Raw genomic sequence first — 26,462 nt, forward strand, 5'->3', positions numbered from 1 at the left:
CTCCAACCTTCAAGTAATGGTAAATTGTTAGCCTCAGTAACTAGATACGGTAAGGAAAGCCCCTCCGGTAACCCGTGCGAGGAAGGACCAGCTCCTGTCTGTCGACCACCTCAACGAACTCCTGCTGTTCTGCTCGCTCGTACTGCTCATCGCGGTTGCCGCGGTACGGCTCTCCTCGCGCAGCGGGCTCCCCAGCCTGCTCATCTACCTGGGGATAGGCATCGCCATAGGCCAGGACGGCCTGGGCGGTGTCGTCTTCGACAATGCCGAGCTCACCCAACTCCTCGGCTATACCGCGCTGGTCGTGATCCTCGCCGAGGGCGGTCTGGGCACCAAGTGGAAAGAGATCAGGCCGGCGCTGCCCCGGGCGGTCTCGCTGTCGACGGTCGGCGTCGCGGTGAGCGTGGGGGTCACCGCGGCCGGAGCGCACTACCTGGCCGGGCTCGACTGGCGGCAGGCGCTGCTGATCGGCGCCGTGGTCTCGTCCACGGATGCCGCGGCCGTCTTCTCCGTCCTGCGCAGCGTGCCGCTGCCGGCCCGCCTGACCGGGGTGCTCGAAGCCGAATCCGGCCTCAACGACGCCCCCGTGGTCATCCTCGTCGTCGCCTTCTCCACCGCGGGGCCGGTCGAACACTGGTACCTCCTGCTCGGCGAGATCGCCCTGGAACTGGCGATCGGCGCCGCGCTCGGACTGGCTATCGGCTGGCTCGGCGCCTACGGCCTGCGGCACGTGGCACTGCCCGCGTCGGGCCTCTACCCGATCGCGGTCATGGCCATCGCGGTCTCCGCCTACGCGGCCGGTGCGCTGGCGCACGGCTCGGGCTTCCTCGCCGTCTACCTGGCCGCGGTGGTCCTCGGCAACGCCAAGCTGCCGCACGCCCCGGCCACCCGCGGCTTCGCCGAAGGCCTGGGCTGGATCGGCCAGATCGGGATGTTCGTACTGCTCGGCCTGCTGGTCACCCCGCACAACCTGCTGGACGACTTCGTGCCCGCGCTGCTGATCGGCATGATCCTCACGCTCGTGGCCAGGCCGATGTCCGTCTTTGTGGCGCTGATGCCGTTCCGGGTGCCCTGGCCGGAGAAGACCCTGCTGTCATGGGCCGGACTGCGCGGCGCGGTGCCGATCGTGCTGGCCACGATCCCGATGGTGGGCGACGTTCCCGGCAGCGACCGGGTCTTCAACATCGTCTTCGTCCTGGTCGTCGTCTACACCCTGATCCAGGGGCCGACGCTGCCCTGGCTCGCCAGGCGGCTGCAGCTGGGCGACGACGAGGAGGCCGCCGACCTGGGCATCGAGTCCGCTCCCCTGGAACGGCTGCGCGGCCATCTGCTGTCCACGTCCATCGGCCCGGCGTCCCGTATGCACGGCGTCGAGGTCGGTGAGCTGCGGATGCCCGCGGGCGCCGCGGTCACCCTCGTCGTCCGGGACGGCTCCAGCTTCGTGCCGTCGCCCTCGACGGTGCTGCGGCGCGGCGACGAACTGCTGGTGGTCGCCACCGATCCGGTGCGCGACGCGGCCGAGCGACGGCTGCAGGCGGTCTCCCAGGGCGGCAAGCTGGCCGGCTGGCTGGGGACGGGCGGGCCCGCGGGGCGGCGGGAGCACCGGCACCACTGAGGCCCGGACGGGCGCGGGGCGAGGGCTTCAGGGAAGGCTCCCGGGGGGGGCAGGCCCCCGGAGTGCGGGAAATGTGCTGCAGATCTCCACGGATCCCAAGGAAATTTACCTGAAGCCCAGGCCAATCCCAGGGCTTGCCTCGCGATGGCCTGTAGTATGAAAAGGCAACATCGACGAACCAACTCTGCCTGATGCAGAGCTGGCGCGACCGCTCGGCGGCCGCGGTCCTCCTGCCACACGCAGCCACCCTCTCGGTGCGGACCACGCGGTATCACTCGGTCCTGCGCGAGAGGACAGCTCTCGGCGCGTACCCGTGACGACCTCGCGGGTGGCGCGCTACCAGGCGGCAGAAAGGCCCGGCCGTGGCATCCGCGGTCAAGGAATCCCGTTCCGGATACGGACCACTGCTCCGCACCCCTGGTGCATGGACATTCCTGCTGCCCGGCTTTCTGGCCCGGCAGCCCTTCGCCATGCTGACGATCGGCATCGTGCTGCTCGTCGAATCGACCACCGGCTCGTACGGCACCGCAGGCGCGGTCTCCGCCGCCACCGGTGTGTCCATGGCCCTGTTCGCCCCGCAGAGCGGCAAGCTCGCCGACCGTTTCGGCCAGCGCGCGGTGCTGATCCCCGGCGTACTGGTGCACGTCGCCGGCGTCGCCGCACTGATCACCCTCGCCCTCGCCCACGCCCCCCTGTGGGCGCTGATCGCGGTGGCCGTCCCCACGGGCGCCTCGACACCGCAGGTCGGCCCGATGGTGCGGGCCCGCTGGGCCTCCCGGCTCGGCGGCAGCCCGCTGATGCCGACCGCCGCCGCCTTCGAGTCGGTCACCGACGAGTTCACCTTCGTCGTCGGCCCCGTGCTGGCGACCGCGCTGTGCACCGGCATCCACCCCGCGGCCGGTCTGGTCGCCGAGGCCGCGCTGACGCTGGCCGGCGGGCTGCTGTTCGCCTCCCAGCGGCGCAGCCAGCCGCCGGTGCACCGTCCGCAGGCCGGGGACCGGCCGCGCGTCTCGGCGCTGTCGGTGCCCGGCGTGCGCGTCCTGATCGTGGCGTTCCTCGGCATCGGCGCCGTCTTCGGCGGGATGCAGGTCTCGCTGACCGCCTTCACCCAGCACATCGGCCAGCCCGGCATCAACGGCGTGCTCTACGGGATCTTCGCGGGCGGCAACATGCTCGCCGGTATCGCCTGTGGCGCGATCACCTGGAAGGTCGGCCCGCGGCGCCGGCTGCTGGTCGCCTACGGGCTGCTGGCCCTGGCCACCACCCCATTGTGGGCGGTGACCGCACTGCCGCTGCTCGGCGCGGTCGGCCTGGTCGTCGGCCTGTGCATCGCACCGGCCCTGATCACCGGCTACACGCTGGTCGAGTCGCTGGTGCCGGCCGCCGCCCGGACCGAGGCCTTCACCTGGCTGACCGGGGCGGTCGCCCTGGGCCAGGCGGCCGCGGCCACCTCCGCGGGGCAGCTCGCGGACGGCTTCGGGCCGAGCACCGGATTCCTGGTGCCGCTGGCCGGTACGGCACTGGCCCTGACCGTGCTGCTGACGCTCCGCGCCCATCTGCTGCCCCGCTCGTCGGCCCAGGCTGCGGGTGCCCCGGCAGACGGTGCGAACGCGCAGGTCACAGCCGTTTCCGACGACCGGGAACGAGAGCTGGCGCGCGTCTGACGGCCCCTGCCGGACGTCTGACGGAACGTGGAGTCGGTCACCGTACGGCGGTCCACGGTGGACTGACGGGCGGGAATACTGCAATATGGAGCGTCGTTAGCACTCATCGAGTGAGAGTGCCAGGAGGAAGACAAGTGCCGACGTACCAGTACCAGTGCACCGAGTGCGGCGAGGGCCTCGAGGCGGTGCAGAAGTTCACCGATGACTCGCTCACCGAGTGCCCCGGCTGCCAGGGACGCCTCAAGAAGGTGTTCTCCGCGGTCGGCATCGTCTTCAAGGGCTCCGGCTTCTACCGCAACGACAGCCGCGGCTCGTCGTCCAGCAGCAGCCCCGGGAAGAACGCCGCCACCTCGGGCAGCACGTCCTCGTCGGACTCCTCGGGTTCCTCCGACTCCTCGTCGAGCTCTTCGCCGGGCTCCTCGTCCGGCGGCTCGGACAGCAAGTCCAAGGCCCCGGCCGCCGCGTCGTCGTCCGGCAGCACCTCGGGCGCCAGCTCCGCGGCCTGACCCCCAGCTCTCCGGGCCCCGCCGTCATCGACGGCGGGGCTTGTTGCTTCAGTCCCCACCGTCGGCTGACGGCTTGCGCTGCCTTACGCATTGCGCTGCCTTACGCCTTGCGCTGCCTTGCGGTTGCTCTGCCTTGCGGTTGCTCTGCCTTGCGGCTTGCGCTGCCTTCGCCGGCCGTCCTCCGGCTTACGGATTTCTTGCGTCTGCGGCACCCGCCCACTCCGGCCGCCGTACCCCGATAGTGTGACCGGCATGGCTGACGCGGAGATTGGCGTAATCGGCGGATCGGGTTTCTACTCCTTCCTCGACGACGTGACCGAGGTCACGGTGGACACCCCCTACGGGCGCCCCAGCGACTCGCTGTTCCTGGGAGAGATCGCCGGCCGCCGGGTCGCGTTCCTCCCCCGGCACGGCCGCGGCCACCACCTTCCGCCGCACCGCATCAACTACCGCGCCAACCTCTGGGCCCTGCGCTCGCTCGGTGTGCGCCAGGTCCTCGCCCCGTGCGCGGTCGGCGGTCTGCGCACCGAATACGGCCCCGGCACGCTCCTGGTCCCCGACCAGCTCGTCGACCGCACCAAGGCCCGCCCCCAGACCTACTTCGACGGCGAGCCGCTTCCCGACGGGCAGATCCCCAATGTCGTCCACCTGACCTTCGCCGACCCGTACTGCCCCACCGGGCGGCAGGCCTCCCTCAAGGCGGCCCGCGGCCGGGACTGGGAACCCGTCGACGGCGGCACCCTGGTCGTGATCGAAGGCCCCCGCTTCTCGACCCGCGCCGAATCGCGCTGGCACGCCGCCCAGGGCTGGTCGGTGGTCGGCATGACCGGCCACCCCGAAGCCGTCCTGGCCCGCGAACTGAGCCTGTGCTACACCTCCCTGGCCCTGGTCACCGACCTGGACGCGGGCACGGAGACCGGCGACGGCGTCTCCCACGAGGAGGTCTTCCGGGTGTTCGCCGAGAACGTGGGCCGGCTGCGGGAGGTCCTGTTCGACGCGGTCGCCGCCCTCCCGGACACCGCTTCCCGCGCCTGCCTGTGCACCGAGGTCCACACCGGCTGGGACCTGGGCATCGACCTGCCGTAACGGCATCGGAACTGTCTGCCGTATCGGAACTGCCTGCCGTAACCGCCTCGGAACTGCCGTAACGCCGCTCGAACCTGCCTGCCGTCACGCCCTGGGATCTGCCTGCCGTCACGGCTTCGGCGCACTGCCCGGCCTCCCCCTTGCGGGTGGCCGGGTTGTCCACAGGGGCGGGGTCGTCCACAGCCCGGAGCGGGCGGGAGCGGATTCCGGCACGGTGGTGAGCCCGGTCCCTCCGACCTCTCACCGCAGGTGGTGCCTACGATGCCGCATACCCCTTCCGCTCCTCCCTCGTCTCCCTCTCCCCTCTCTCCTTTCTCTCCGTGCTCCCCGCCTCCTTTCCCTCCCCGGGCCGACCCCGCCCTTCTCTCTCCGCCGCTCCCCCCTCCCCCGCGGTGTGACGTGCCGCACTTCTCTCCCGTACGGGCCGGCGGCGGCCGGCGCCGACGGGGCGGGAGCACGCGGCAGCGGATGCTGGCCGCCGGCCTGGCCCTGACCGCCGCGGCACTGGCCTGTGGAGCCTCGTACGGTGCCGTACGAGCCGCGCCCGTCCCCGGCTGCCCGTCGGCCACGGCCGCGGGAGGGCGGTGACCATGCACCGAGATCAAGTGGCATCCGTACTCCCCGCACGCCACACTGCTCCGCATGGCGGGGCATCCGCCGCGCGCCAATGGGGTCGCGCTCACCGCACCACCACCGCGGTATCCGTCCACGGCGTCCGCGGAGTCGATGCCCTCCGCCGGACGGGCACCAGGGCTCCGGCCGATCGCCGGTGCACGGGGCAGGACTGGACACCTCCGCCCTGCCCTGACGTAAGTTGCGGTGCTGACTGTTGGTGCACCATCCGTAGTGAGCGTGGAAAGAGGCTGTCAGGTGAGCGAGAGCAAGGGCGTCCTGCAGGGATTCAAGGAATTCCTGATGCGCGGCAACGTCATCGAACTCGCGGTCGCGGTGGTCGTCGGTGCTGCCTTCACGAACATCGTGAACGCCGTGGTCAAGGGCATCATCAACCCGATCGTCGGCGCGCTCGGTTCGCAGAATCTCGATCACTACCAGTCCTGCCTGACCGAGACCTGCGCCAAGGATCCCAAGACGGGCGCCTTCGCCGACGGTATTTACATCCTCTGGGGCTCGGTGCTCAGCGCCGCCCTGACGTTCCTGATCACCGCCGCGGTCGTCTACTTCCTCATGATCCTTCCGATCAACAAGTGGAAGGAGCGCCAGACGGCCAGGAAGGCGGACGAGAGCATCCCCGCGGACCCGACCGAGATCCAGCTGCTCATCGAGATCCGCGACGCGCTGATCGCGCAGCGCACCGGCTCACCGTCCGCGCCGTCCTCCGGCACGGGGATCATCGGCACACAGAAGTCTCAGCAGTAGCAGGCGCCAACGGCGGCGGGCCCGCGCCGCCCCCTCGCCTCGCTCAGAGGTGGTGGGGCGGCTTTTCGTCGAGGAAGCGGGCCAGGTCGGCGGCGCTGTCACCGCGGTCCGGGCGCTCGCCCCAGCCACGGTCGGTGTCGTCCGAGGACTGCTGGTTCAGCGGGTCGTCGAAGATCAGCCTCGCGGCGGGCTTGGGGGCCGGGCGCACAGCCGGCGAAGGCGCAGCGGCCTGTGCGGCCTCGGACGCCTCTCGGGACGCGTCCCGGGGCACGTCTTCGGACGCGTCCTGGGACGTGTCCTGGGGCATGGGGGCCGACTCGGGTTCGGGGCTGGTGCTCACCCCTTCAGGGTACGGGCGCGCGGGGAGCGGTCACCGCTCAGCACGGGCCCGCGTCCCCGCCCACCGGCCATCGGGGCCCTGTCGCTCAGGGGCGGTGGCCGGGGAGGTGGAGGGTCCGGGCACGGGTCCGGTCAAGGGCGCCGTCGGCACCGATCGGCAGGAAGTGGTCCAGCTGCCACGCCTGTGCGCTGCGGGCCTGGCGACTGACCGTCTCCACCCACGGCGGGTAAATGCGGAACGCACGCTTTCCGCCCGTGCCGCTGCGGGAGACGATGCCCCGCTCGGCGAGCACATCCCGCGGGAAGACGAAGTGCCCGAAGTGCCCGTCCTGGCGGCTGCTGATGACGAAGAGATCGACCGCGTCCGCGGAGTCGAACGGCTGAATCGGCCCGCCGGGGCTCCGCTTCCACACCGTGACGAACTGGCCGGCCTTGGTCGGGGTCGTCTTGGCCACCCGGAACCTGACGGCCGAGCCGTCGAGAGTGAATTCATGGGCCGCGTACTCCGCGCTCTCCGCTTCGGGCACCGGCCGCGAGCAGGCGAACCCGCACGGGTCATACACCCTCGTCTTCGCCGCAAGAAGCTCCTCGTGCAGCGATTCCCCGCCCGCCCAGGGCTCGGAACCTGCGGGGCCCTGCGCAGCGGATTCCGCGGGATGTGTCGCCATTGCGCCATCGTGCCATTGCCGGCCCTCACGCGGGTCAGCGGGACAGCCGGGGCCCGCGGGCCGGTGCGGCGGGCGCCTCGCGCCTTACCGGCCCGTGTCGTGGGTCGGTATGGGCTGCGGGCGGTGGCCGTCGCGGGGGCGGGTCGGCGGGCCCTGGGAGGCGCGGCTGCGCCTGAGGAGCCGGTTCCGGTTGGTGCCGGGCAGGGGATGGCGGGGGTGGGCGTACTCGTGGCGGGGCATGGTGAGGGGCCTTTCCGGTCGGGGGAGTACGACGGCGCCCGGTCGGAAGAAGAGTGCTGCCTCCGGAGCCGGAGCCGGGGCACGTAGGGCACGTGGGGCACGTGGGGCACCTGAGACGCCTGGGACGCTTGGGGCTAGTCCACGGGACCCACGCTAGGCACGCGTCCGGCGCATGGCCCGTTCTATGGGCCCGGCGGGTGAAGCCGCGCCACGTCACCGGCGTGGGCCACGCCTGCCCCTGTACTGGCGTGAGCCGCACCTGCCCCCTGTACCGGCGTGGGCCGCACCTGCCCCCTGTACCGGCGTGGGCCGCACCTCCCCCCGCACCGGCACGGACATGGGCCGCGCCTCCCCGTCCCCCGCGCCTCCCCGTCTCCCCCGCGCCTCCCCTGAACCGGTGCGGGCCGCCTCTCCCCGGGCGGCCGTCCCGTCAGCGGGTGGGGGCGCCGGCGCCCAGTGCCTCGTGCCACCACAGGTCGCGGCCCGGCTTCCAGGAGACCGGCCGCGAACACCGGTTCACCACCAGCACGGTGCGGTCCGGCACGCTTGCCGAGGCCGCGCCCCGGGCCAGCGCGTGGTCGAGGACCGCCTTCACCGGCCGTACGGCCCCGTCCCAGAACGCCGCATCGGCCGTGATCAGCACCCTGGCCGAGGACTCACGCGTCCGTGCGACCAGTTCGGGCACCGTCAACGAGACCGGCAGCGTGGTGCGTATCGCATCCAGCCGTCCGCAGGCGAGCGTGGCGATCACCGACTCCGGCACCAGTGGCAGATGCACCGCTACCCGGTCGCCGGCCCGTACGCCGAGCCGGGTGAGCGCGGCCGCGGCCCGCTCGGCCTGGTCGAGGAGCATGCCGTGCGTCAGCTCCTCATGGCGTCCCGGCTCCCCGCTCCAGGTGAGGGCGATTCGCGACGCCTCCGGTTCCTGCACTTCCCGGGCGTCGTCTGCATGCTCTGAGCTCATACGGCGCAACATGCGGACCAGGATGTAGATCATCGATCAACGTTCACTGAACGTCCGTTGTACGAGCCGTCGTACGAGCCGTTCCGGGGGCCGCTGCACGGGGCCGTGCAGCGAGACACGGGGCCGGTGCAAGCAGCCGTGTACGGGAACGTGCGCGCCAGCGGGCTCAGCAGGTTCTCGTCGCCCCGGGAATGCTGCCCCGTTCCGGCGCGCTCCATCCCTCCGCCGGCCCACCGGAGCGTGCTCACCCCACGCCCGCGGCCACCGCGTCGTATCCCCCCACCACGTCGCACACGTCCCCGAACCCGCGCGCCTCCAGCAGTGCCGCCGCGATCACCGACCGGTTGCCGCTGCGGCAGTACAGGACCACCGGGCGGGCCGGATCCAGTTCGGTGATGCGGGCGGAAAGGCCGGCCAGCGGGATGTTGCGGGCACCGGGGAGGGCACCCGCCTCGTACTCGGCCGGATTACGGACATCGATCAACTGGAGGCCGGGCGCGTGCTCCTCGGGCAACTCGCTTGCCGGCAGGGGCAGCTCGTCGTGGCGGATGCGGTGGCTGCGGCGGGCGAGGGCGGGCGTGCGCTCCAGTACGGCGGCCGGGTCGGGCAGATGGCCGAGGACGTGGTCGTAGCCGATGCGGGCGAGCCGGAGGCGGGCCTCCTGCTCCGTACCGGGGTCGGCGAGCAGCACGATGGGGGTGCCCGGGGCGACCACGCTGCCGGCGTACTCCGCGAACCGGGTGTCCAGGCTCGTGTGGAGCGAACCGGCCAGGTGCGCGCGGGTGTAGGCGGCCGGCGGACGGCAGTCGAGGAGGGCGGCGCCCTGCCGGTCGCGGGCCGCAAGCACCTCGTCGAGGGTGAGGGCGGGCGGCGGGCCGGGCTCCAGGAGGGCGTGGCCGTCGCGGTTGAGGGCCGCGTCGTGCGCGAAGTACCCGGGAGTGGCGGGCTGTCCCGCGGTGACCAGCCGGACGAAGTCGGCCTCCGGCATGGGCTGCAGGGCGTAGTTGAGGCGGCGCTGGTCGCCGATCGTGGAGCTGGTCTCCGTGGAGAGGCTGCGGCCGCAGGCCGAGCCGGCGCCGTGTGCGGGAAAGACCCGGGTCGCGTCCGGGAGGGTCAGGAGTTTGGTGTGCAGGGAGTGGTGCAGACGGGCGGCCATGTCCTGCGGGGAATGGCCGGCGGCGGAGAGCAGGTCGGGCCGGCCGACATCGCCGACGAAGAGGGTGTCACCGGTGAGCACGCCGAACGGCACCTCGTCGTCCGGGTGTTCGCGGAGGACCAGACAGATGGATTCAAGGGTGTGGCCGGGGGTGGCGAGGACGGTGAGGGTCACCCCTTCGTCGTCGTGCGCCCCGAGCGAGATGCGCTCGCCGTCCCGTAACCGCCGTACGGGGAAGCCGGTTTCGGCGGCTTCCCCGAAGGCGATGGCGGCGTCGGTGGCCCGCGCGAGTTCGAGGTGGCCGGAGAGGAAGTCGGCGTGAATGTGCGTCTCGATGACGAGTTCGATGCGCAGGCCGGCGGCTTCCGCATCGCGCAGGTACTCGTCGATATCGCGGCGCGGGTCGACGAGGACGGCGCGGCCGGTGCTCTCGTCGCCGATCAGATACGACGCCTGGGAGAGGCAGTCGAGGTAGTACTGCGCGAAGTGCACGGTCGGCCTCCAGGGTGCGCGGGCCCGTGCGCGGCGGCTGGGGCCCGCCCGGGCAGGGTGCGTTGTGCGGATGCACGGATGTACGTACATTAGGGAGCCGGATGGCGGGCGACAAGCCGAGGCCGTCTTCCCGGCACTCCATGTGACGGCGCACCAGGCGAACTTGCGTGACGACGTGGCAGGTATCACGCCCGACGTCGCCGCATGCGGACGAACGTGACGTCACATCAACTTCCGGGCGCGACGCACGACACCCTGCCCGCCGGACGGCTGTACCGACTCGCCCGGCATCAACAACCGCACCACTCACGCCACCCGCACCGCCCACACCGCCCGTACGCCCGCGGAGGAACCCACCATGACGACCGAGCCGCCGGACGGCGCGCACGGCCCGCGTCCCCTGGACCGGCGCTCGCCGCTGCCCCTGTGGGCGCAGCTCTTCGCCGATCTGCGCCGTCGGATGGAAGCCGGCGCATTCCGTGCGGAGTTCCCGGCCGAGCACCGGCTGACGGGCGAGTACGAGGTCAGTCGGCACACGGTCCGCGAGGCGCTGCGCAAGCTGCGCGCCGACGGCCTGGTGATCGCCGAGCGCGGCCGCACCAGCCGGCTGGACACCCGCCGCATACAGCAGCCGCTGGGCTCCCTCTACAGCCTCTTCCGCGAGCTGGAGGGCCAGGGCGTGGAGCAGCGCAGCGAGGTGTTGCGGCTGGAGCGGACCGCGGAGGGGACGGTCGCCGGGCATCTGGGGCTGGTTGCGGATGCGCCGCTGGTCGTCCTGGAACGGCTGCGGCTCGCGGACGGCGAACCGCTCGCCCACGACACCGCGTACCTGCCCGCAGAAGTCGCCGAGCCGCTGCTGGACGCCGACTTCGGGCACACCTCGCTTTACGGAGAGCTGGCCCGGCGCTGCGAGGTGAAGGTCACCGGCGGCCGGGAGCGGATCCAGCCGTTCCTGCCGGACGTCCGGCAGGCGTGGCTGCTGGGGCTGGCCGACCGGGAGGCGGCGTTCACCATCGAGCGGCTGGGGCGGGCCGGGGAGCGGCCCGTGGAGTGGCGCGAGACGGTGGTACGCGGCGACCGGTTCTCCTTCGTCGCGGAGTGGTCCGACCGGAATCCGGCCGTCGCCCTTGCGCCGCGTGCCTCGTGTCCGTCCTCATAGCCGCCGCGGCGCTGCCGTGCGGACTGCTGATCGGTCTGCTGCTGGGCTCGCTCGGCGGCGGCGGTTCGGTGCTGGCGGTGCCCGCGCTGGTCTATCTGCTGGGGCAGTCGCCGCACGAGGCGACCGCGGGCGCTCTGATCGTCGTCATGGTCGGCTCGGTGACCGGGCTGCTCTGCCATGCCCGTGCCGGGCGGGTCCGGTGGGCGGCCGGTACGGCATTCGGGGCGCTGGGTACGGCCGGCAGTTACCTCGGCTCCCGGTGGAGCGCGGCACTGGACCCCGCGGTGCTGATGGCGGCGTTCGCGGGGCTGCTGCTCGTGGTGGCGGCGATGCTGGTGTCACGGGGGCTGCGCGAGTGGCGAGCGGCGGGCGGTGCCCGTCCCCTACGGGAGTCCCCGGAGACGGTCTCCTCGGGAGATACGGGGGAGGAGAAGGCCGTGCCCTTACGTGATACTCCGGAGCCGCCCGCGCCCCTTCGCCACTCGCCGGGGCCCGCGCCCTTACGGGACAGCCCGGGTCCCGCGCCCTTACGGGACGCCCCGGAGCCCTCGCCCTTACGGGGCGCCCCGGGTACGGCCCCCGCGGCTCCCTCCGCAGCCCGGACCGCCGGCCCTTCCCACCCCACGGGCCCCACGGGAACCCGCCCCACGGGAACCCGCCCGGCCGACAGACCGCCCACGGGCCCCCAGCCCGTCGGCCCTCATTCCGCCGACCCCCGGCCCGCAGGCGCCTCCCGGCCCGCCCGTCGTCCCCTCCGGTTCGCCGTGACCGCCTCCGCCGTCGGGCTGCTCACCGGTTTCTTCGGGGTCGGCGGCGGCTTTGTCGTCGTACCGGCGCTCACTCTGGTCCTGGGCCTGGAGATGCCGGTCGCCATCGGCACCTCTCTCCTCGTCATACTCCTCAACTCCCTTACGGCGCTGGGCACCAGGGCCGGCACCGGGGCACTGGACTGGCCGGTGCTGGCGGGCTTCGCGGCCTGTGCGGCGGTCGGCAGTCACCTCGGCAACCGCCTCACCACCCGTCTGCGCCCGCACACCCTGACCACGGCCTTCGCCTGCCTCGTCACCGTCCTCGCCCTCTCCATGGCGGTCACCGCCCTGCCCCGCCTCTGGTCACCCTGACGCCCTCGGCCTCAGGGCCGGCCACCATCCCGCACCCCACTCACCCCCCACTCACAGGAGGAAGCACATGGCCCCCGCACCCGTCACCCCGGCCCACCACCAAGTCCTCATCGTCGGCGGCGGTACCGCAGGCATCACCGTCGCCGCCCGGCTGCGCCGCGCCGGCGTCCGGGACATCGCCCTGCTGGAGCCGTCGGAGACGCACTGGTACCAGCCGCTGTGGACGCTGGTCGGCGGCGGCCAGGCCCCGCTGCGCGCCGCGCTGCGCACCGAGGCGGAGGTCATCCCGCCCGGCGTGCGCTGGCTGCGGGAGCGCGCCACCGCCGTCGACCCGGCCGCCCGTACGGTCACCACGGCCTCCGGCCGGGTCCTCTCCTACGGGAAGCTGGTGCTCGCCCCCGGCCTGCAGCTCGACTGGGACGGCGTGCCCGGCCTGGCCCCGGCCCTCGGCCACGGCGGGGTGAGCAGCAACTACCGGCCCGATCTCGCCCCGCTCACCTGGGATCTGATCCGCCGGCTGCGCGGCGGGACGGCCGTGTTCACCATGCCGTCCGGGCCGGTGAAGTGCGGCGGCGCCCCGCAGAAGATCGCGTATCTGGCGGCGGACCACTGGCGCAAGCGCGGCGTGCTGGGTGCGATCCGCACCATCCTGGTGCTCCCGGAGCCTGAGATGTTCAAGGTGCCGGTCTTCTCCCGGGCGCTGACGGAGACGGCGCGGCGGTACGGCATCGAGGTGCGGCTGAGCTCCGAGATGACCCGGCTCGACGGCGCGGCGCGCGAGGCAGTGATCACCGACCACACCACCGGCAAGGACGAGACCGTCCGCTACGACCTGCTGCACGCCGTACCGCCGCAGCGCGCCCCCGAGTGGCTGGCCGACGGCCCGCTGGCCGACCCCGACTCCCCGTTCGGGTACGTCAAGGCCGACCGGGAAACCCTCCAGCACCCCGACTTCCCCGACGTGTTCGTGCTCGGCGATGCCGCCAACCTTCCGACGTCCAAAACGGGTGCCGCGATCCGCAAGCAGGCGCCGGTCGTCGTCGCCAACCTCCTCGCCGGTCTGCGCGGGCGCCCCGCCACCGCCCGCTACGACGGCTACACCTCCTGCCCCCTGGTCACCGCCCGGCACAAGATGCTGCTCGCCGAGTTCGACTACGACCTGCAGCCCACCCCCTCGATCCCCTTCATCGACACCACCCGGGAACGCACCGACATGTGGTTCCTCAAGCGCTACGGGCTTCCGCAGCTCTACTTCAAGGGGATGCTCAAGGGGCTGGCCTAGGCGTGTCTCCCTGATCCGGCCTGATCAGGGAGACACGCCCAGGGGGTGTCCCCCTAAGGGCAGTAGCGCGGCGGCCGCCCCATGAGGCCCGCCGCCGCGCCGCGTTCTGTGCTACGCCGCCACGGTCTCGCCGACCACACACCCCACGTTGTCCGGTGCCCCCGCCTCGCGGGCGAGTCGGATCAGGTCCCGTACGGCCTGGTCGGGGTCGTCGGCCGTGGTCAGCACGGCCTGGATCGTCCCGGCCGGTACCACCGAGGTCAGGCCGTCGGTGCACAGCAGATAGCGCTCCCCGGGCCGGGCCTCCAGCAGTTGCAGGTCAGGGGCGAACGCGGTGCCGCCCTCCAGCGACCGCAGCAGCAGCGCGCGCTGGGGGTGCGACGAGGCTTCCTCGGGGGTGAGACGGCCCTCGTCGACCAGCGACTGGACCAGGCTGTGGTCGTGAGTGATGCGGAAGAGGCCGGAGTCGCGCAGGACGTAGGCGCGCGAGTCCCCGACGTGCAGCAGCGCCAGCTGCGAGCCGTTGCGCAGCAGCGCGGTGAGGGTGCTGCCGGAGGCCTCGTTGGCCGGCGGGGCGGCACGGTGTGCGCGATGGGCCGCCTCCTCCAGGACGGCCGGCAGATCCGCCGAGGTCAGATCCCGGTGCTCCAGGTCCTTGAGCGCCTCGATCGCGGCCGTCGCGGCGGGGCCGCCACGGGGGCCGTAGCCGTCGGCCACCGCCAGCAGTCGCGGTCCCGCGTAGGCGGCGTCCTGCTGGGCCGGGCGCACCAGCCCCTGATCGGTCAGGGCGGCGCAGCGCATCGTCACAGGGGTCAGCGGTTCGGTCATGACGGTGTCCTTCCTGGACAGCTGGTCGACGAGGAAGGCGGCCAGGTCCCGGCGGGCGGCGGTGTCGGCCTCGACCTGCGCCCAGTACGCGGCGACCGCCCCGGCTGCCGCGTCCGGCGTCAGCTCGCACACCCCGCGGATGCGGGCCAGCGGCATACCGAGCCGGCGCAGCCAGGCCACCAGCCGGGCCCGCTCCAGCTGGGCCGGGGCGTAGTGGCGGTAGCCGCTCCGCGGATCGACACGGTCCGGGGTCAGCAGGCCGAGCTCGTCGTAGAGCCGCAGCGCCTTCGGCGAGAGCCGGCTGGCGCGGGCGAACGCCCCGATGGTCAGCAGCTCACCGTCCCCGCGGGGCGCGTCGCCCACGCCTCCGGCCACCCGTCGGTCCGCCCGGTCCGCCCCTCGGTCCACCCGTCCGCCCTCCTCGTACCGGGCACTTCGCCCGGTACGGCCGATGCTGGGGCTTCCCCCAAGGACAAGGTCAAACGCGTATCGCCGCCCCGCCCCGGCCGGCCCGGTCCGTCGCCTCCGCAGGGGCCGGGTCCGTGCCCGCGCGGGCCAGCTGGTTGAGCGCCGCGGCGGTCAGCGCCTGGACGCCCATGGTGAGGGTCGGCCGGACCACCGGGACGAAGTGCGGCGAGTGGTTGGAGGGGATGTCCTGCGCCAGCCGCCCGGCGGCCAGGGCCGTTCGGAACTCCTCCGGGTCCCAGCCGCCCAGCCACCAGTAGTAGAGCGGTGCCCCGGCGGCGGTGGCCAGCAGTCCGGCGTCCTCGCTGCCGGTCGCCGGCTCGTAGGCGAACACCCGCTGCTCGCCGAAGAGTCCGGTGAACTGCTCATTGACCTGGCGCAGGGTCGTGGCGTCGTTGACGGTGACGGGGAAGGAGTCCAGGACCTCGGTCTCGGGCTCCCGGTCCGCGCCGGAGGCGGCCGCCTCGGCGCGCGCGATGCGGTCGATGGCGGCCAGCACGGCCGTGCGCACCGTCTCGTCGAAGGTGCGCACGCTGAGCCGTACGACGGCCCGGTCGGGGATGACATTGGCGGTGTCCCCGGCCTGGAAGGAGCCGACGCTGACCACCGCCCGGTCCGCCGGCGCGACCTCACGGGCCACCACGGACTGCACCCGCTGCACGAAGGCCGCCGCCATCAGGATCGGGTCGACGGTGGTCTCGGGCCGGGAGCCGTGGCCGCCGGTGCCGTGGAAGGTGATCTGCAGGCTGTCGGCGGCGGCCATACAGGGCCCGGGGCAGTAGGCGATCAGCCCGGCGCCGAGGGGGGCGACATGCTGGGCCAGCACCACATCGGGCGTGGGGACCATGCCTTTGGTGTAGAGGCCGGCGTCGAGCATGGCGCGGGCCCCGCTGCCGACCTCCTCGGCGGGCTGGAAGAGCACGACCAGCGTGCCGGACCAGCGGTCGCGGGCCGCCGCGAGCAGGTCGGCGGCGCCCAGCAGACAGGTCACATGGACGTCGTGCCCGCAGGCGTGCATCCGGCCGGGGACCGTGGAGGCGTAGTCCAGGCCGGAGTTCTCGGTGACGGGCAGCGCGTCCATGTCGGCGCGCAGCAGGACCACGGGCCCCGGGCCGTTGCGCAACACGCCGACGACGCCGGTTTCGGCGATGCCGGTGGTGACGTCGTAGCCGCAGCCGGTCAGCCGGCGGGCGGCCTCGGCGGCCGTACGGGTCTCCTGGAAGCCGAGTTCGGGGTGGCGGTGCAGGTCCTCGTAGAGGGCCACGAGGTCCGCGAGGCGGTCGTCGAGCGGGGCCAGGACGGCGGCGGAGCCGTCGCTGTGCTCGGCGTCATCGGCCGGGCCGGTCATGCCTGTCGTGTCGCTGTCGCTCATACACGCATTCGACCATGGATCGCCACGCCGCACCCTGGCGTCGGCCCCCACCCGTCCCGGATCCGTCCCGTAAGGGCACGGCGCCCTTCCCTGGCCGGACTTCGCGGGTGCCGCAGCGCCCGATCGTGACACCGGCGCCCGTGACTGCAACCGTGGATCACCCTGCCTGTGGCCGGGACCAGCACGCCCAAGCCGACGACTGGAGGCCGACGTTGGCCAGTTCCCCCACCCCACCGACCGGCGAGCCCCGCGACCTCGCGGCGCATCTGATGGAACAGGCCATGGGCCACGTCTTCTCCGCCGCCCTGCGCACCGCGGCGCACCACCGGCTCGCCGACCACCTCGCCGCAGGCCCGCGCACCCCCGAGCAGCTGGCCGCCGCCACCGGCACCCACGCCCCGCATCTGCACCGCGTACTGCGCTATCTCGCCACCCGTGGCTTCTTCCGGGAGGACACCGCGGGCGCCTACCATCTGACGCCCGCCGCGGTCCCCCTGCGCACCGACGTCCCCGACTCGATGCACCCGGCCGTCATGATGGCGACCGACGAACTGTTCCTGCGGACCTCGGCCGCCCTCCCGGAGGCCGTACGGCACGAGGGCGCGTCCTTCGAACGGCTCTTCGGGGCGCCCCTCTTCGAACATCTGACGACGGATCCGGCCACCCGGCGGGTCTTCGACGACGGCATGTCCTCCGTGTCCGCCCCGGCCGACGCGGCGGTGGCCGACGTGTACCCGTTCCCCGCCGAGGGCACGGTCGTGGACGTCGGCGGTGGCCGCGGCGGGCTGCTGCGCGCCGCGCTGCGCCGCCACCCGCAACTGACCGGCGTGCTCTTCGACCAGGCGCCGCCGCTGGCCCACCACCTCCTGGAGGGCGACGAGTTGAAGGGCCGCTGGCGCACCCAGGAGGGCGATTTCTTCGCGTCCGTGCCGGAGGGCGGCGATGTCTACGTCCTCAAGCACGTCCTGCACGACTGGCCGGACGACGCCTGCCTGCGCATCCTGCGCTCCTGCCGCCGGGCGATGGCGGCGGGCCGGCGGCTGCTGGTCATCGATGCCGTACTGCCACCGGGCAACGCCCCGCACTTCGGCAAGACCCTGGACGTCGCGATGATGGCGGTGGTGGACGGGCGGGAGCGGACCACGGAGGAGTTCGCCACCCTGCTGTCGGCCGGAGGCTTCCGGCTGACGCGGGTGCTGCCCACACCGGCCTTCCCTTCGATCGTGGAGGCGGTCGCCGAGTAGCCACGGGCACCCGCACGCGGCACAGCACGACACGCCGCGCCGCGATACGCCGCCGCTCCCAACTCCTCGCAGACGGACCGACACGCCGCACCCGCACCACTCCCCGCACGGGCGGCACGACACGACACGCCGCACCCGCTCCCTCACGAAACGGCACGACACGCCGCACCCCACTCCCCTCATGGGCGGCATCGCCCGCCCGCGCTGTACTGATGCCGGGCGTGCCGGGCCGCACCGGCCGAGGAGAGGAGCTGACGTGCCGGTCCCCATGCGGGCGCGTCGCCGCGACGAGCCGCACCGCACCGCCACCCCGCTGGAGCTCTTCTTCGACCTGTGCTTCGTCGTGGCGATCGCCCAGGCCGGGCAGCAGCTGGCCCATGCGCTCGCCGAGGGGCACCCGGGACACGGCATCTCCGGTTACCTGATGCTCTTCTTCGCCATCTGGTGGGCCTGGATGAACTTCAGCTGGTTCGCCTCGGCGTACGACACCGACGACCCGCTCTACCGTGTGGTGACCCTCGTCCAGATGGCGGGGGTGCTGATCCTGGCCGCCGGCGTGCCGCGGGCCTTCGTCCACGGCGACTTCACGGTCATCTGGTGCGGCTATCTGGTGATGCGGCTGGCCATGGTCACCCAGTGGCTGCGGGCCGCACACGCCTGCCGGGGTGCCGAGCGGCGCACCGCACTGCGCTACGCCCTGGGGGTGACGGTGTGCCAGGTCGGCTGGCTGGGCCTGCTCGCGCTGCCCAGGGAGGACATCCCCCGGGTGTTCGCCGTCGTGGCGCTGCTGGAGCTGGCCGTTCCCGCACTGGCCGAGCGGGGGCGGCAGACGACCTGGCATCCCCATCACATCGCCGAGCGCTACGGCCTGTTCACCCTCATCGTGCTGGGCGAGACGGTCGCGGCGGCCACCGTCGCCGTGCAGTCGGCGCTGGACGCGAACGACGAGCTCAGCGTCCTGCTGCCGATCGCGGGCGGCGGACTGCTGCTGGTCTTCGCCGCGTACTGGATCTACTTCGCGGTCCCCATCCACCGTCATCTGCGCTCGAACCGGCAGGCTTTCCTGTGGGGCTACGGCCACTACCTGGTGTTCGGCTCGGCGGCGGCGGTGGGTGCGGGCATCGAGATCGCGGTGGAGGAGGCGTTCGGCAGGGCGCAGCTGTCGGCGTTCGCGGCGGCCGGGTGTGTCACGGTGCCGGCCACCCTGTTCATGATGGCGGTGTGGCTGATCCACTCCCGCCACCACAAGCGCGGCGCGGCGCAGCAGCTGGTGCTGCCGGTGTCCTCGCTCCTGATCCTGGTATGCACCTTCGCCGGACACCAGGCGGTTCTGGCGGCCGGCCTGGTGGCATCCGGCACGGTGGCGGCCGGCGTGTTGCTCACATCCCGTCAGGGGGCCGCACCGGTGGAGTAGAAGCGCCCGCCGCGTCACCCGTCTCGGCGAGCGCCCCGGCACGGATCTCGGCGAGCGGGCCCGCACGGACCTCCCGGCGCCCCCGCGGCCCCCTCCTCCGCTCCCCCATAAGCGTGCCGAACGGCCGTGCAAACCTCCGCAACCGCCCTGATCCGGCATCAGATCCGGCCATCTTCGGCGCCTTCGCCGCAGGGGCCCCTCACCAGCGGAGCCCTCGGCGCCTCCCCCGCCCCATACCCCGTCAATTACCCACCAATGGATCCCACTTCCCGCCACTTGGCGCCCTTGTTCCCCACTGTTCACCGGGGCCAGCGGAGGCGCGCCGAGTCTGAAGCGGTAGGGTGCAGATTGCCCTTTTTATGACAGGGGCGCCCCTGGGGAAGCCGCAGGAAAAGCCCCGGGGACCGACCGCCGTCCGTAACTGAGGAGACGCCAGCCATGGCCCGCCACGCTCAGTCCCGCGCGCGGACGAGACTGTCCCGGCGCAGCAAGGCCGTGGGCGGTCTCGCCCTCTCCACGCTGGTCGGCACCGCCCTGTGGGCGTGGCCCGCGTCGGGCGACGACCACAGCAGCGCGACCGACGCCAAGAGCACCACGTCCTCGACGGCTTCCGGCCCGGACACGCCACGCGTCCCCGTGTCCGCCGCGAAATCCGCCCCGAACGCCGCACCGAACGCCCCCGCGGGCCGGCCCATCCCGGGCCTCAGCGACGCCGTCCGGAAGCGCATACCGGCCGACTCCCGGCAGGCGCTGGTCGTCACGGGCAAGGGCATGGACTCCTTCGAGTCGCGTGTCGTCCTCTACACCCGCGAGGAGGGCTCCGACGACTGGGAGCCGGGCCCCACCTGGTCCGCGCACAACGCCGCGCACGGCTGGACGGACGACCACCGCTACGGCGATCTGCGCTCCCCCATCGGTGTCTTCTCCCTCACCGACGCGGGCGGTCTGCTGGCCGCCCCCGGGGACACCAAGCTCCCCTACGACCACAACAGCAGCTTTGTCGCCGACGGCACCGGTGTGGAGGGCGAGCCGCTGGCCGGCGCCTTCGACTACGTCATCGCCATCAACTACAACCGGGAGCCCGGCGCCTCTCCCCTGGACCAGCGTCGTCCGTTGGGCGACGCCAAGGGCGGCGGCGTCTGGCTGCATGTGGACCACGACGGCCCCACCCAGGGCTGTGTGAGCCTCAAGCCCAAGGTGATGCAGGAACTGCTGCGCACCCTCGACCCCGACCTGCACCCGGTCATCGTGATGGGACCGGCCGGCTACCGCCCGCCCGCCGATGACTGAGCACCCGCCGATGACTGAGCCCTCGCCGCACCCCGCGGGGCCGCGGGACGCACTGACCGATGTCCTCGGCCTCCGGGTCGGCCACGCCCAGCGGACCGGTGACGGGTACCTCACCGGCACCACCGTCGTCCTGGCCCCCGAAGGCGGCGCCGTCGCGGCCGTCGACGTACGCGGCGGCGGCCCCGGCACCCGGGAGACCGACGCGCTCGACCCGCGCAACCTCGTCCAGCGCATCGAGGCGGTCGTGCTGACCGGCGGCAGTGCCTTCGGTCTTGACGCGGCGTCCGGTGTCGCCGGCTGGCTGGAGGAGCAGGGGCGCGGTTTCCGCGTCGGCCCCGACCCCGCGCAGGTCGTACCGGTCGTGCCGGCCGCGGCCCTCTTCGACCTGGGGCGCGGCGGCGACTGGCGGGCCCGTCCGGATGCCGCACTGGGCCGGGCCGCGGCCGTGGCCGCGGCGGACACCGGGCCCGGCGCCCCGGTCGCCCAGGGCAATACGGGCGCCGGCACGGGCGCGGTGGCCGGCGGCCTCAAGGGCGGCGTCGGCACCGCGAGCATGGTCCTCCCCTCGGGCGCCACCGTCGCCGCGCTGGCCGCCGTCAATGCCGCGGGCTCCTTCGCCGACCCGCGCACCGGCGCCCTCTACGGCCGGCTGGACGAAGGCGCGGCGGCCCTGCCCTCCCCCGAGGTGCACGCCGCCGCCGCGCGCCGGCTGGCCGAGGCCGGGGAGATATCCCGGGCCCGCTCGGCCGCGTCCGTCCGTCCGCCGCTGAACACCACCCTCGCCGTGGTCGCCACGGACGCCGTCCTCACCCGCGCCCAGGCCCTCAAGCTCGCCGGCACCGCCCACGACGGGCTGGCCCGCGCGGTCCGCCCCGTCCATCTGCTGTCCGACGGCGACACGGTCTTCGCCCTGTCCACCGCGGCGCGTCCGCTCGTCCCCGAAGCGGGCCACACCGAGGCGGCATTCGACGTACACGCCGAGGCCGGGGCCCTCAACCAGATCCTGTCCGCGGGCGCGGACGTGCTGACCCGCGCCGTGGTCCGGGCCGCCCAGGAGGCGGAAACGGTGGACGGCCCCGGCGGGGTCTTCCTGTCGTACCGAGAGCTCTACGGGACGGTCTGACCCCTACGGGAGGCCTGACCCCCAGGGGGCGGCCTTATCCCTACGGGACGGTCTGACCCGTAGGGGACGGCCTGACCCCTACGGGGCGGTCCCGACCCCTACGGGTCCCCTGCGCCCGGGCACCGAGCCCACCGGACGGGTCACCCCCCGGGTCACCCCCGGGTCACACCCCCACCGCCCCCAGCACCGACCCCGCGGCATACGTCACTCCCATCGCCACGGCGCCACCGCCCACATTCCGCAACACCGCCCGCCCCACCGGCGCGGCCCCCAGCCGGGCACTGCTCCAGCCGCACAGCGCCAGCGCCACCAGCACCGCGACCACCGTGATCCACAACCGGTGGGCGGCCGGCGGCAGCACGATCGCGAGCAACGGCAGCAACGCCCCCACCGTGAACGCGAGGAAGCTCGCCCCCGCCGCGTGCCAGGGATTGGTGAGCTCATCGGGGTCGATCCCCAGCTCCACCTCGGCATGGGCGCGCAGCGCGTCATGCTCGGTGAGCTGTTCGGCGACCTCCCGGGCCAGTTGCCCGTTCAGTCCCTTCCCTTCCAACATCTCCGTCAGTTCGATGAGTTCGGCCTGCGGCTCGGTCGCCAGTTCCCGCTTCTCCTGGGCGAGCGCGGCCTTCTCCGAATCCCGCTGGGTGGAGACCGATACGTATTCGCCGGCCGCCATCGACAGGGACCCGGCCAGCAGTCCGGCCAGCCCCGCCGTCAGCAGCGCGCCACGGGAATCGGTGGCGCCGGCCACTCCGACGACGAGTCCGGCGGTGGAGACGATGCCGTCATTGGCACCAAGTACCGCCGCCCGCAGCCAGTTGAGCCGGCTGCCGAGCCCGCCGCCGTGCGCCTCGTCGTGCTCCGGTGTCTGCACAGTCATCGGCAGAGCATGGCATCCGCACCCGCTGTGCCTCCCCCGACGCCACCGCCCCGCCCCGAATGGGCCGGTGGTAGAAACGGCTTATGTCCGCACCACCCCCCTCCCCGCCTCCCCCGCCGCCACCGCCCACGCTCGTCCAGCCGGCTCCTCGGGGGCCGGCACCACGCCGCCGACTGTGGTGGCACCGGCTGATATTCGGGCTCTGGTACCGCCCGGTGGAGGTGCTGGACGAGGCACGCGACCGCAGTGCGTGGAGCGCCGCGGTGCTGCTGTCGTTGATCAGCGGCGGCATCGGGGTGCTGTCGGTGGACGCGTTCCACACCCAGTGGGCCGTCGACCACGCCGCGGCGCTGAAGCTCCTCGGGCTGGGCGAGGCGGGCGTGCTGGCCGCCAGCCTCGCGCTGGGCTCGGTCGCCCACGCCATCGCCCGGACGCTCGGCGGCATAGGCCGCTTCGCGCCCACGGCAAGCCTGTTCATCGTGCTCTTCTGGGTGACGGACCTGCCGCGGATGGCGATAGCGGCCTGGCTGCCGACCGATGCCACCTTCGTCCAGGCCGCGACCTGGACGACCTGGGGGTTCGGCTACGTCCTCGCCGTCCTGCTGATACGCGGCCAGCACCATCTGTCGACGTGGAAGTCGGCGGCGGCGGTGTCGGTGCAGATGCTGACCGCGCTGGCCCTGCTGCGGCTGGGTCCGGTGCACTGAGACCGGGCCCGGGGTCGGGCCCGGCGCCGGTCACCCGGTCAACTCCGGCTGGTCAGCTGCCGTACGAGACCTTCGAACGCCGCACGCTCGGCGGCGCTCAGCTCCACGCACTCCGACGGCGGGCCGGCCGGCCCGGTCTGCCGCGGCACGGAACCGAGCAGCCCCGGCTGGGCGGGCAGCCCCCCGGGAGAGGGCGGGGCGAAGCGTCCGCGCGGCGCGTACCGTGCCCGCATTTCCCGCTGATCACGCCACATGGCCGACTCGTACCGCCCCCGGCGCAGCAGTCTGGCCAGCCCGACGACCCAGACGATGGCCACAGCCAGCAACACGCCGAGGCCGATCTGCTGCAGAATCGAAGCGGAGGGGAGCATGCGGTCCTCCCGGACGGGTGAGGCGCTGGGGCAGAGCCAGTAGACACCACACGCCAGTCCGCCCGACAGGGAATCTTAGGACTTAAGTCCCGAAGTGACACATCTCCTATGACATTTCGCTACATGCCCGTCACAGCGCGGCACATCGCCCGCGCAAGGAGCCATCCAAGAGGCCACCACGGCAGGGTGCACGCCGCCCGGTTGGCCACCTCGGAGGCTTCCCTCCGGCGAAGGCCGTCGCGGACCATGGGGGCGTTCGTCCGCGACGTGAGGAGTACGCACGTGCCGCAGTCGCACCGGCCGCAGCCCCCGCCGTCCAGCGGCGCCGACAGGAACACCGAGAACGCCGAGAACGCCACGGACGCCACGGACGCCACCGGCACGGAAGCAGGCGGGCCGCCCGCCCGCGCCCTGGAGGGCATCCTCGTCGCGGACTTCAGCCGGGTGCTGGCCGGCCCGCTGGCCGCCGCGACGCTCGCCGACCTGGGCGCCGAGGTGATCAAGGTGGAGCGGCCGGGCACCGGCGACGACACCCGCGCCTGGGGCCCGCCGTTCGCCGCGGACTCCGCTTCCGAGGACTCGGCAGACGGCGAAGGGGGAGCGCAGCCGAGGCGGACGGCCGCGTACTTCGACGCCGCGAACCGCTCCAAGCGCGGCCTGGCCCTGGACCTCGGCGACCCGGACGATGCGGCCGCGGCCCGTGAGCTGGCACGCCGAGCCGATGTACTGATCGAGAACTTCCGCCCCGGCTCGCTCGCCGCCTACGGCCTGGACCACACCGCCACCCGCGCCGCCAACCCCGGCCTGGTGCACTGCACCATCACCGGCTTCGGGTCCGGCGCCGGCGCCGCGCTGCCCGGCTACGACTTCGTGGTGCAGGCCGTCGGGGGGCTGATGAGCATCACCGGCGAGCCCGGCGGGCCGCCCCTGAAGGCAGGTGTCGCCCTGGTGGACGTTCTGACCGCAAAGGACGCCGTCACCGGCATCCTCGCCGCGCTCCGCCACCGTGACCGCACCGGCCGGGGACAGCTGGTGGAAGTGAATCTGCTTTCTTCCCTGCTGGGCTCGCTGGTGAACCAGGCCTCCGGATATCTGGCCACCGGCGACGATCCGGGCCCGATGGGCAACCGCCATCCGAGCATCGCCCCGTACGAGACGCTGGCCTGCCGGGACGGGCAGCCGCTCGCGGTGGCCGTGGGGAACGACCGTCAATTCCGGGCGCTGGCGCAGGTCCTGGGTGCACCGGAGCTCGCCGGGGACGTCCGGTTCGCCCGCAATCAAGACCGGGTACAAAACCGCCCAGATCTCATCAAAGCACTGGAAAGCCTCCTGGCCACCGACACCCCGCAGACCTGGACCGAGCGGCTGACCCCGGCCGCGGTGCCCTGCGGCCCGGTCAACAGCCTCTCCCAGGCTTTGGAGTTGGCGGACCGACTGGGTCTCGATCCGGTAACCTCCGTCGGAGAGGGCCGCATCCCCCAAGTCACCAGCCCGCTCCGCCTTTCGGCCACGCCGGTGACCCAACCCTCCGCTCCACCCCGCCTGGACGAACACGGCGCGCCACTGCGAACCTGGCTATCGGGACCGGCCGACCAACCCCTTCCTTTGCATATGTGACCTTCATCACAACCGGGCCCCACCCGCAACCAAATCTGCCCGTAGGTGCTGTTTACCAGCACGGAATCACAACACCCTTGTATGGAGCAGCTCGTGACATCGCCGGACAACCCCGCACCCGCTCGGTCCCGCACCCCGCACCAGCTGCTCCAGTCAGCCGAGCAGCCGGCGTCCGGAGCGCCGCGTCCGCACCGCCGGATGCGCCGCACCCTGGCCGTCACCGCCCTGTTCGCGGCGGGTGCGCTGGCCCTGTCCGCCTGTGGCGGGGACGCCTCGGCCGGCGGCAATGACGACGGCAAGAACGGCCAGGCCGGTGCGGATGCCGCGGCCAAGAAGGACGCCTCGGACGCCAAGATCAAGGTCTCGTCCAAGGACGGCGCCACCAACGCCAGCATCAACGACACCGGTGTGAAGGTCACCGGTGGCAAGTTGACCGATGTGAAGCTCACCGCCGCCGACTCCGGCACGGCCGTGGCCGGTGCCATATCGTCCGACGGCTCGTCCTGGAAGCCCGGCGCCCAGCTGGAGCGCGGCACCAAGTACAAGATCGTGGCGAACGCGAAGGACGCCAAGGGCCGTCCCGCCACCGAGAACGCCACCTTCACCACGGTCTCCTCGGCCAACAGCTTCATCGGCAGCTACACCCCCGACGACGGCAAGACCGTCGGCGTCGGCATGCCGGTCTCCTTCAACTTCGACAAGGCGATCACCAACAAGAAGGACGTCCAGTCCCACATCACGGTGTCCTCCAGCAGCGGCCAGCAGGTCGTCGGCCACTGGTTCGGCACCCAGCGCCTGGACTTCCGGCCCGAGGACTACTGGAAGGCCGGCTCCAAGATCACCATGAAGATCGACCTGGACGGGGTCAAGGGCGGCCAGGGCATCACCGGCGTCCAGTCCAAGACGGTCTCCTTCACCATCGGGCGCTCGCAGGTCTCCACCGTCGACATGAACACCCAGACCATGACGGTCAAGCGGGACGGCAAGACCTACAAGTCCATCCCGATCTCCGGCGGCAGCGCCGACCACCCCACCTACAACGGCCAGATGGTGATCTCGGAGAAGTTCGAGCAGACCCGGATGGACGGCTCGACCGTCGGCTTCGGCGGTGAGTACGACATCAAGGACGTCCCGCACGCCATGCGCCTGTCGTCGTCGGGCACCTTCCTCCACGGCAACTACTGGGGCAACCCGTCGATCTTCGGCAACTCCGGCACCAGCCACGGCTGCGTCGGCCTGCGGGACAACAAGGGCGGCGGTGGCGACACCCCGGCCAAGTGGTTCTACAACGAGTCGCTGGTCGGCGACGTCGTCATCGTGAAGAACTCGCACGACCAGACGGTCAAGCCCGACAACGGCCTCAACGGCTGGAACCTGTCCTGGTCCGACTGGAAGGCAGGCAGCGCGGTCTGACGGACGGCGCCCGCAGCGCAGCTGCACGGAGGCGGTGGCCGGTCCCGGAGGGGGCCGGCCACCGCTTTG

Annotated in this window: 23 protein-coding genes and 1 pseudogene; 16 read left to right on the forward strand and 8 right to left on the reverse strand. The window is 72.6% G+C overall.

Annotation, left to right across the window (positions count from 1 at the left end):
* Positions 1–94: 94 nt before the first annotated feature.
* The 5 genes from ABZ851_RS26945 (at position 95) to mscL (ending at position 6,248) form a co-directional block, all read left to right on the forward strand.
* Positions 95–1,615 carry a potassium/proton antiporter gene (locus ABZ851_RS26945; RefSeq protein ID WP_361132786.1) on the forward strand — a complete coding sequence of 507 codons (1,521 nt, stop codon included), beginning with the start codon at positions 95–97 and terminating at the stop codon, positions 1,613–1,615.
* Positions 1,616–1,977: 362 nt separating this feature from the next.
* Entirely contained in the window at positions 1,978–3,279 is a 1,302-nt protein-coding gene (locus ABZ851_RS26950) for an MFS transporter (RefSeq protein WP_361132491.1), read from the forward strand.
* 134 nt (positions 3,280–3,413) lie between these two features.
* Positions 3,414–3,785: an FmdB family zinc ribbon protein gene (locus ABZ851_RS26955; protein ID WP_361132494.1), complete on the forward strand. Its 372-nt coding sequence runs from the start codon at positions 3,414–3,416 to the stop codon at positions 3,783–3,785.
* 252 nt (positions 3,786–4,037) lie between these two features.
* Entirely contained in the window at positions 4,038–4,871 is an 834-nt protein-coding gene (locus tag ABZ851_RS26960; RefSeq protein ID WP_361132497.1) for an S-methyl-5'-thioadenosine phosphorylase, read from the forward strand.
* 870 nt (positions 4,872–5,741) lie between these two features.
* The gene (gene mscL, locus ABZ851_RS26965) at positions 5,742–6,248 is read left to right on the forward strand and encodes a large conductance mechanosensitive channel protein MscL (protein WP_336052055.1); all 507 of its coding nucleotides are present in this window, start codon (positions 5,742–5,744) and stop codon (positions 6,246–6,248) included.
* A gap of 43 nt (positions 6,249–6,291) precedes the next feature.
* Here mscL and ABZ851_RS26970 read toward each other — a convergent pair whose 3' ends face one another.
* The 4 genes from ABZ851_RS26970 to ABZ851_RS26985 all read right to left on the reverse strand — a co-directional run bounded on the left by ABZ851_RS26970 (position 6,292) and on the right by ABZ851_RS26985 (position 10,107).
* A complete protein-coding gene (locus ABZ851_RS26970; RefSeq protein ID WP_361132789.1) occupies positions 6,292–6,555 on the reverse strand; it encodes a hypothetical protein in 264 nt (87 codons plus the stop codon).
* A 118-nt stretch (positions 6,556–6,673) separates the two neighbouring features.
* On the reverse strand, positions 6,674–7,255 hold the full coding sequence (locus ABZ851_RS26975) for a MepB family protein (RefSeq protein WP_361132501.1): 582 nt from the start codon (positions 7,253–7,255) through the stop codon (positions 6,674–6,676).
* Between the two features lie 670 nt (positions 7,256–7,925).
* Positions 7,926–8,459: an AMP-binding protein gene (locus ABZ851_RS26980; RefSeq protein WP_361132504.1), complete on the reverse strand. Its 534-nt coding sequence runs from the start codon at positions 8,457–8,459 to the stop codon at positions 7,926–7,928.
* 244 nt (positions 8,460–8,703) lie between these two features.
* On the reverse strand, positions 8,704–10,107 hold the full coding sequence (locus ABZ851_RS26985; protein WP_361132507.1) for a rhodanese-like domain-containing protein: 1,404 nt from the start codon (positions 10,105–10,107) through the stop codon (positions 8,704–8,706).
* 358 nt (positions 10,108–10,465) lie between these two features.
* On the opposite strand from ABZ851_RS26985, the gene ABZ851_RS26990 reads away from it, so the two are divergent.
* The 4 genes and pseudogenes from ABZ851_RS26990 (at position 10,466) to ABZ851_RS27005 (ending at position 13,669) form a co-directional block, all read left to right on the forward strand.
* Positions 10,466–11,266: a GntR family transcriptional regulator gene (locus ABZ851_RS26990; protein ID WP_361132510.1), complete on the forward strand. Its 801-nt coding sequence runs from the start codon at positions 10,466–10,468 to the stop codon at positions 11,264–11,266.
* Positions 11,251–11,628, forward strand: a pseudogene (locus ABZ851_RS26995) (sulfite exporter TauE/SafE family protein); the annotation flags it as partial. The gene ABZ851_RS26990 and the pseudogene ABZ851_RS26995, both read left to right, overlap by 16 nt.
* Positions 11,629–12,030: 402 nt before the next feature.
* A complete protein-coding gene (locus tag ABZ851_RS27000) occupies positions 12,031–12,387 on the forward strand; it encodes a sulfite exporter TauE/SafE family protein (RefSeq protein WP_361132792.1) in 357 nt (118 codons plus the stop codon).
* Between the two features lie 67 nt (positions 12,388–12,454).
* Complete coding sequence (locus tag ABZ851_RS27005) at positions 12,455–13,669, forward strand: FAD/NAD(P)-binding oxidoreductase (protein ID WP_361132513.1); 1,215 nt, start codon at positions 12,455–12,457, stop codon at positions 13,667–13,669.
* Positions 13,670–13,780: 111 nt separating this feature from the next.
* Here the strand turns inward: ABZ851_RS27005 and ABZ851_RS27010 are convergent, their stop codons facing one another.
* Positions 13,781–14,872 (reverse strand): MerR family transcriptional regulator, encoded by a 1,092-nt coding sequence (locus tag ABZ851_RS27010; protein WP_361132795.1) that lies wholly within the window; start codon positions 14,870–14,872, stop codon positions 13,781–13,783.
* Between the two features lie 103 nt (positions 14,873–14,975).
* On the reverse strand, positions 14,976–16,334 hold the full coding sequence (locus tag ABZ851_RS27015) for an amidohydrolase (protein ID WP_361132516.1): 1,359 nt from the start codon (positions 16,332–16,334) through the stop codon (positions 14,976–14,978).
* A 212-nt stretch (positions 16,335–16,546) separates the two neighbouring features.
* On the opposite strand from ABZ851_RS27015, the gene ABZ851_RS27020 reads away from it, so the two are divergent.
* The 4 genes from ABZ851_RS27020 to ABZ851_RS27035 all read left to right on the forward strand — a co-directional run bounded on the left by ABZ851_RS27020 (position 16,547) and on the right by ABZ851_RS27035 (position 21,405).
* Positions 16,547–17,578 carry a methyltransferase gene (locus ABZ851_RS27020; protein WP_361132519.1) on the forward strand — a complete coding sequence of 344 codons (1,032 nt, stop codon included), beginning with the start codon at positions 16,547–16,549 and terminating at the stop codon, positions 17,576–17,578.
* A 256-nt stretch (positions 17,579–17,834) separates the two neighbouring features.
* Positions 17,835–18,992, forward strand: coding sequence for a low temperature requirement protein A (locus ABZ851_RS27025; protein ID WP_361132523.1), 1,158 nt, complete (start codon positions 17,835–17,837; stop codon positions 18,990–18,992).
* A gap of 438 nt (positions 18,993–19,430) precedes the next feature.
* Positions 19,431–20,282, forward strand: coding sequence for a hypothetical protein (locus tag ABZ851_RS27030; protein ID WP_361132526.1), 852 nt, complete (start codon positions 19,431–19,433; stop codon positions 20,280–20,282).
* 10 nt (positions 20,283–20,292) lie between these two features.
* Positions 20,293–21,405 (forward strand): P1 family peptidase, encoded by a 1,113-nt coding sequence (locus ABZ851_RS27035; protein WP_361132529.1) that lies wholly within the window; start codon positions 20,293–20,295, stop codon positions 21,403–21,405.
* A gap of 163 nt (positions 21,406–21,568) precedes the next feature.
* On the opposite strand, the gene ABZ851_RS27040 is transcribed toward ABZ851_RS27035, so the two are convergent.
* Complete coding sequence (locus ABZ851_RS27040) at positions 21,569–22,285, reverse strand: VIT family protein (RefSeq protein WP_336052042.1); 717 nt, start codon at positions 22,283–22,285, stop codon at positions 21,569–21,571.
* 83 nt (positions 22,286–22,368) lie between these two features.
* Here ABZ851_RS27040 and ABZ851_RS27045 point away from each other — a divergent pair, with 83 nt between their 5' ends.
* Positions 22,369–22,992, forward strand: a complete 624-nt coding sequence (locus tag ABZ851_RS27045) for a hypothetical protein (RefSeq protein ID WP_336052041.1) — start codon at positions 22,369–22,371, stop codon at positions 22,990–22,992.
* A 38-nt stretch (positions 22,993–23,030) separates the two neighbouring features.
* On the opposite strand, the gene ABZ851_RS27050 is transcribed toward ABZ851_RS27045, so the two are convergent.
* A complete protein-coding gene (locus ABZ851_RS27050) occupies positions 23,031–23,363 on the reverse strand; it encodes a hypothetical protein (RefSeq protein WP_093638391.1) in 333 nt (110 codons plus the stop codon).
* Between the two features lie 411 nt (positions 23,364–23,774).
* Here ABZ851_RS27050 and ABZ851_RS27055 point away from each other — a divergent pair, with 411 nt between their 5' ends.
* Positions 23,775–24,980, forward strand: coding sequence for a CoA transferase (locus tag ABZ851_RS27055; RefSeq protein ID WP_361132798.1), 1,206 nt, complete (start codon positions 23,775–23,777; stop codon positions 24,978–24,980).
* Between the two features lie 81 nt (positions 24,981–25,061).
* Positions 25,062–26,393 (forward strand): Ig-like domain-containing protein, encoded by a 1,332-nt coding sequence (locus ABZ851_RS27060; protein WP_336052037.1) that lies wholly within the window; start codon positions 25,062–25,064, stop codon positions 26,391–26,393.
* Positions 26,394–26,462 lie beyond the last annotated feature (69 nt).

This window comes from Streptomyces sp. NPDC047049 (assembly GCF_040643995.1).
Lineage (GTDB): Bacteria > Actinomycetota > Actinomycetes > Streptomycetales > Streptomycetaceae > Streptomyces > Streptomyces mooreae.

Excerpts from the sequence above, each read along its gene's own strand:
- ABZ851_RS27060 (WP_336052037.1), top strand. The coding sequence starts at position 25,062 with ATGGAGCAGCTCGTGACATCGCCGGACAACCCCGCACCCGCTCGGTCC.
- ABZ851_RS26980 (WP_361132504.1), bottom strand. The coding sequence starts at position 8,459 with ATGAGCTCAGAGCATGCAGACGACGCCCGGGAAGTGCAGGAACCGGAG.
- ABZ851_RS27040 (WP_336052042.1), bottom strand. The coding sequence starts at position 22,285 with ATGACTGTGCAGACACCGGAGCACGACGAGGCGCACGGCGGCGGGCTC.
- ABZ851_RS27045 (WP_336052041.1), top strand. The coding sequence starts at position 22,369 with ATGTCCGCACCACCCCCCTCCCCGCCTCCCCCGCCGCCACCGCCCACG.
- ABZ851_RS27030 (WP_361132526.1), top strand. The coding sequence starts at position 19,431 with ATGGCCCGCCACGCTCAGTCCCGCGCGCGGACGAGACTGTCCCGGCGC.
- ABZ851_RS26960 (WP_361132497.1), top strand. The coding sequence starts at position 4,038 with ATGGCTGACGCGGAGATTGGCGTAATCGGCGGATCGGGTTTCTACTCC.
- ABZ851_RS26970 (WP_361132789.1), bottom strand. The coding sequence starts at position 6,555 with ATGCCCCAGGACACGTCCCAGGACGCGTCCGAAGACGTGCCCCGGGAC.
- ABZ851_RS26975 (WP_361132501.1), bottom strand. The coding sequence starts at position 7,255 with ATGGCGACACATCCCGCGGAATCCGCTGCGCAGGGCCCCGCAGGTTCC.
- ABZ851_RS27005 (WP_361132513.1), top strand. The coding sequence starts at position 12,455 with ATGGCCCCCGCACCCGTCACCCCGGCCCACCACCAAGTCCTCATCGTC.
- ABZ851_RS26990 (WP_361132510.1), top strand. The coding sequence starts at position 10,466 with ATGACGACCGAGCCGCCGGACGGCGCGCACGGCCCGCGTCCCCTGGAC.
- ABZ851_RS27015 (WP_361132516.1), bottom strand. The coding sequence starts at position 16,334 with ATGAGCGACAGCGACACGACAGGCATGACCGGCCCGGCCGATGACGCC.
- ABZ851_RS27035 (WP_361132529.1), top strand. The coding sequence starts at position 20,293 with ATGACTGAGCCCTCGCCGCACCCCGCGGGGCCGCGGGACGCACTGACC.
- ABZ851_RS27050 (WP_093638391.1), bottom strand. The coding sequence starts at position 23,363 with ATGCTCCCCTCCGCTTCGATTCTGCAGCAGATCGGCCTCGGCGTGTTG.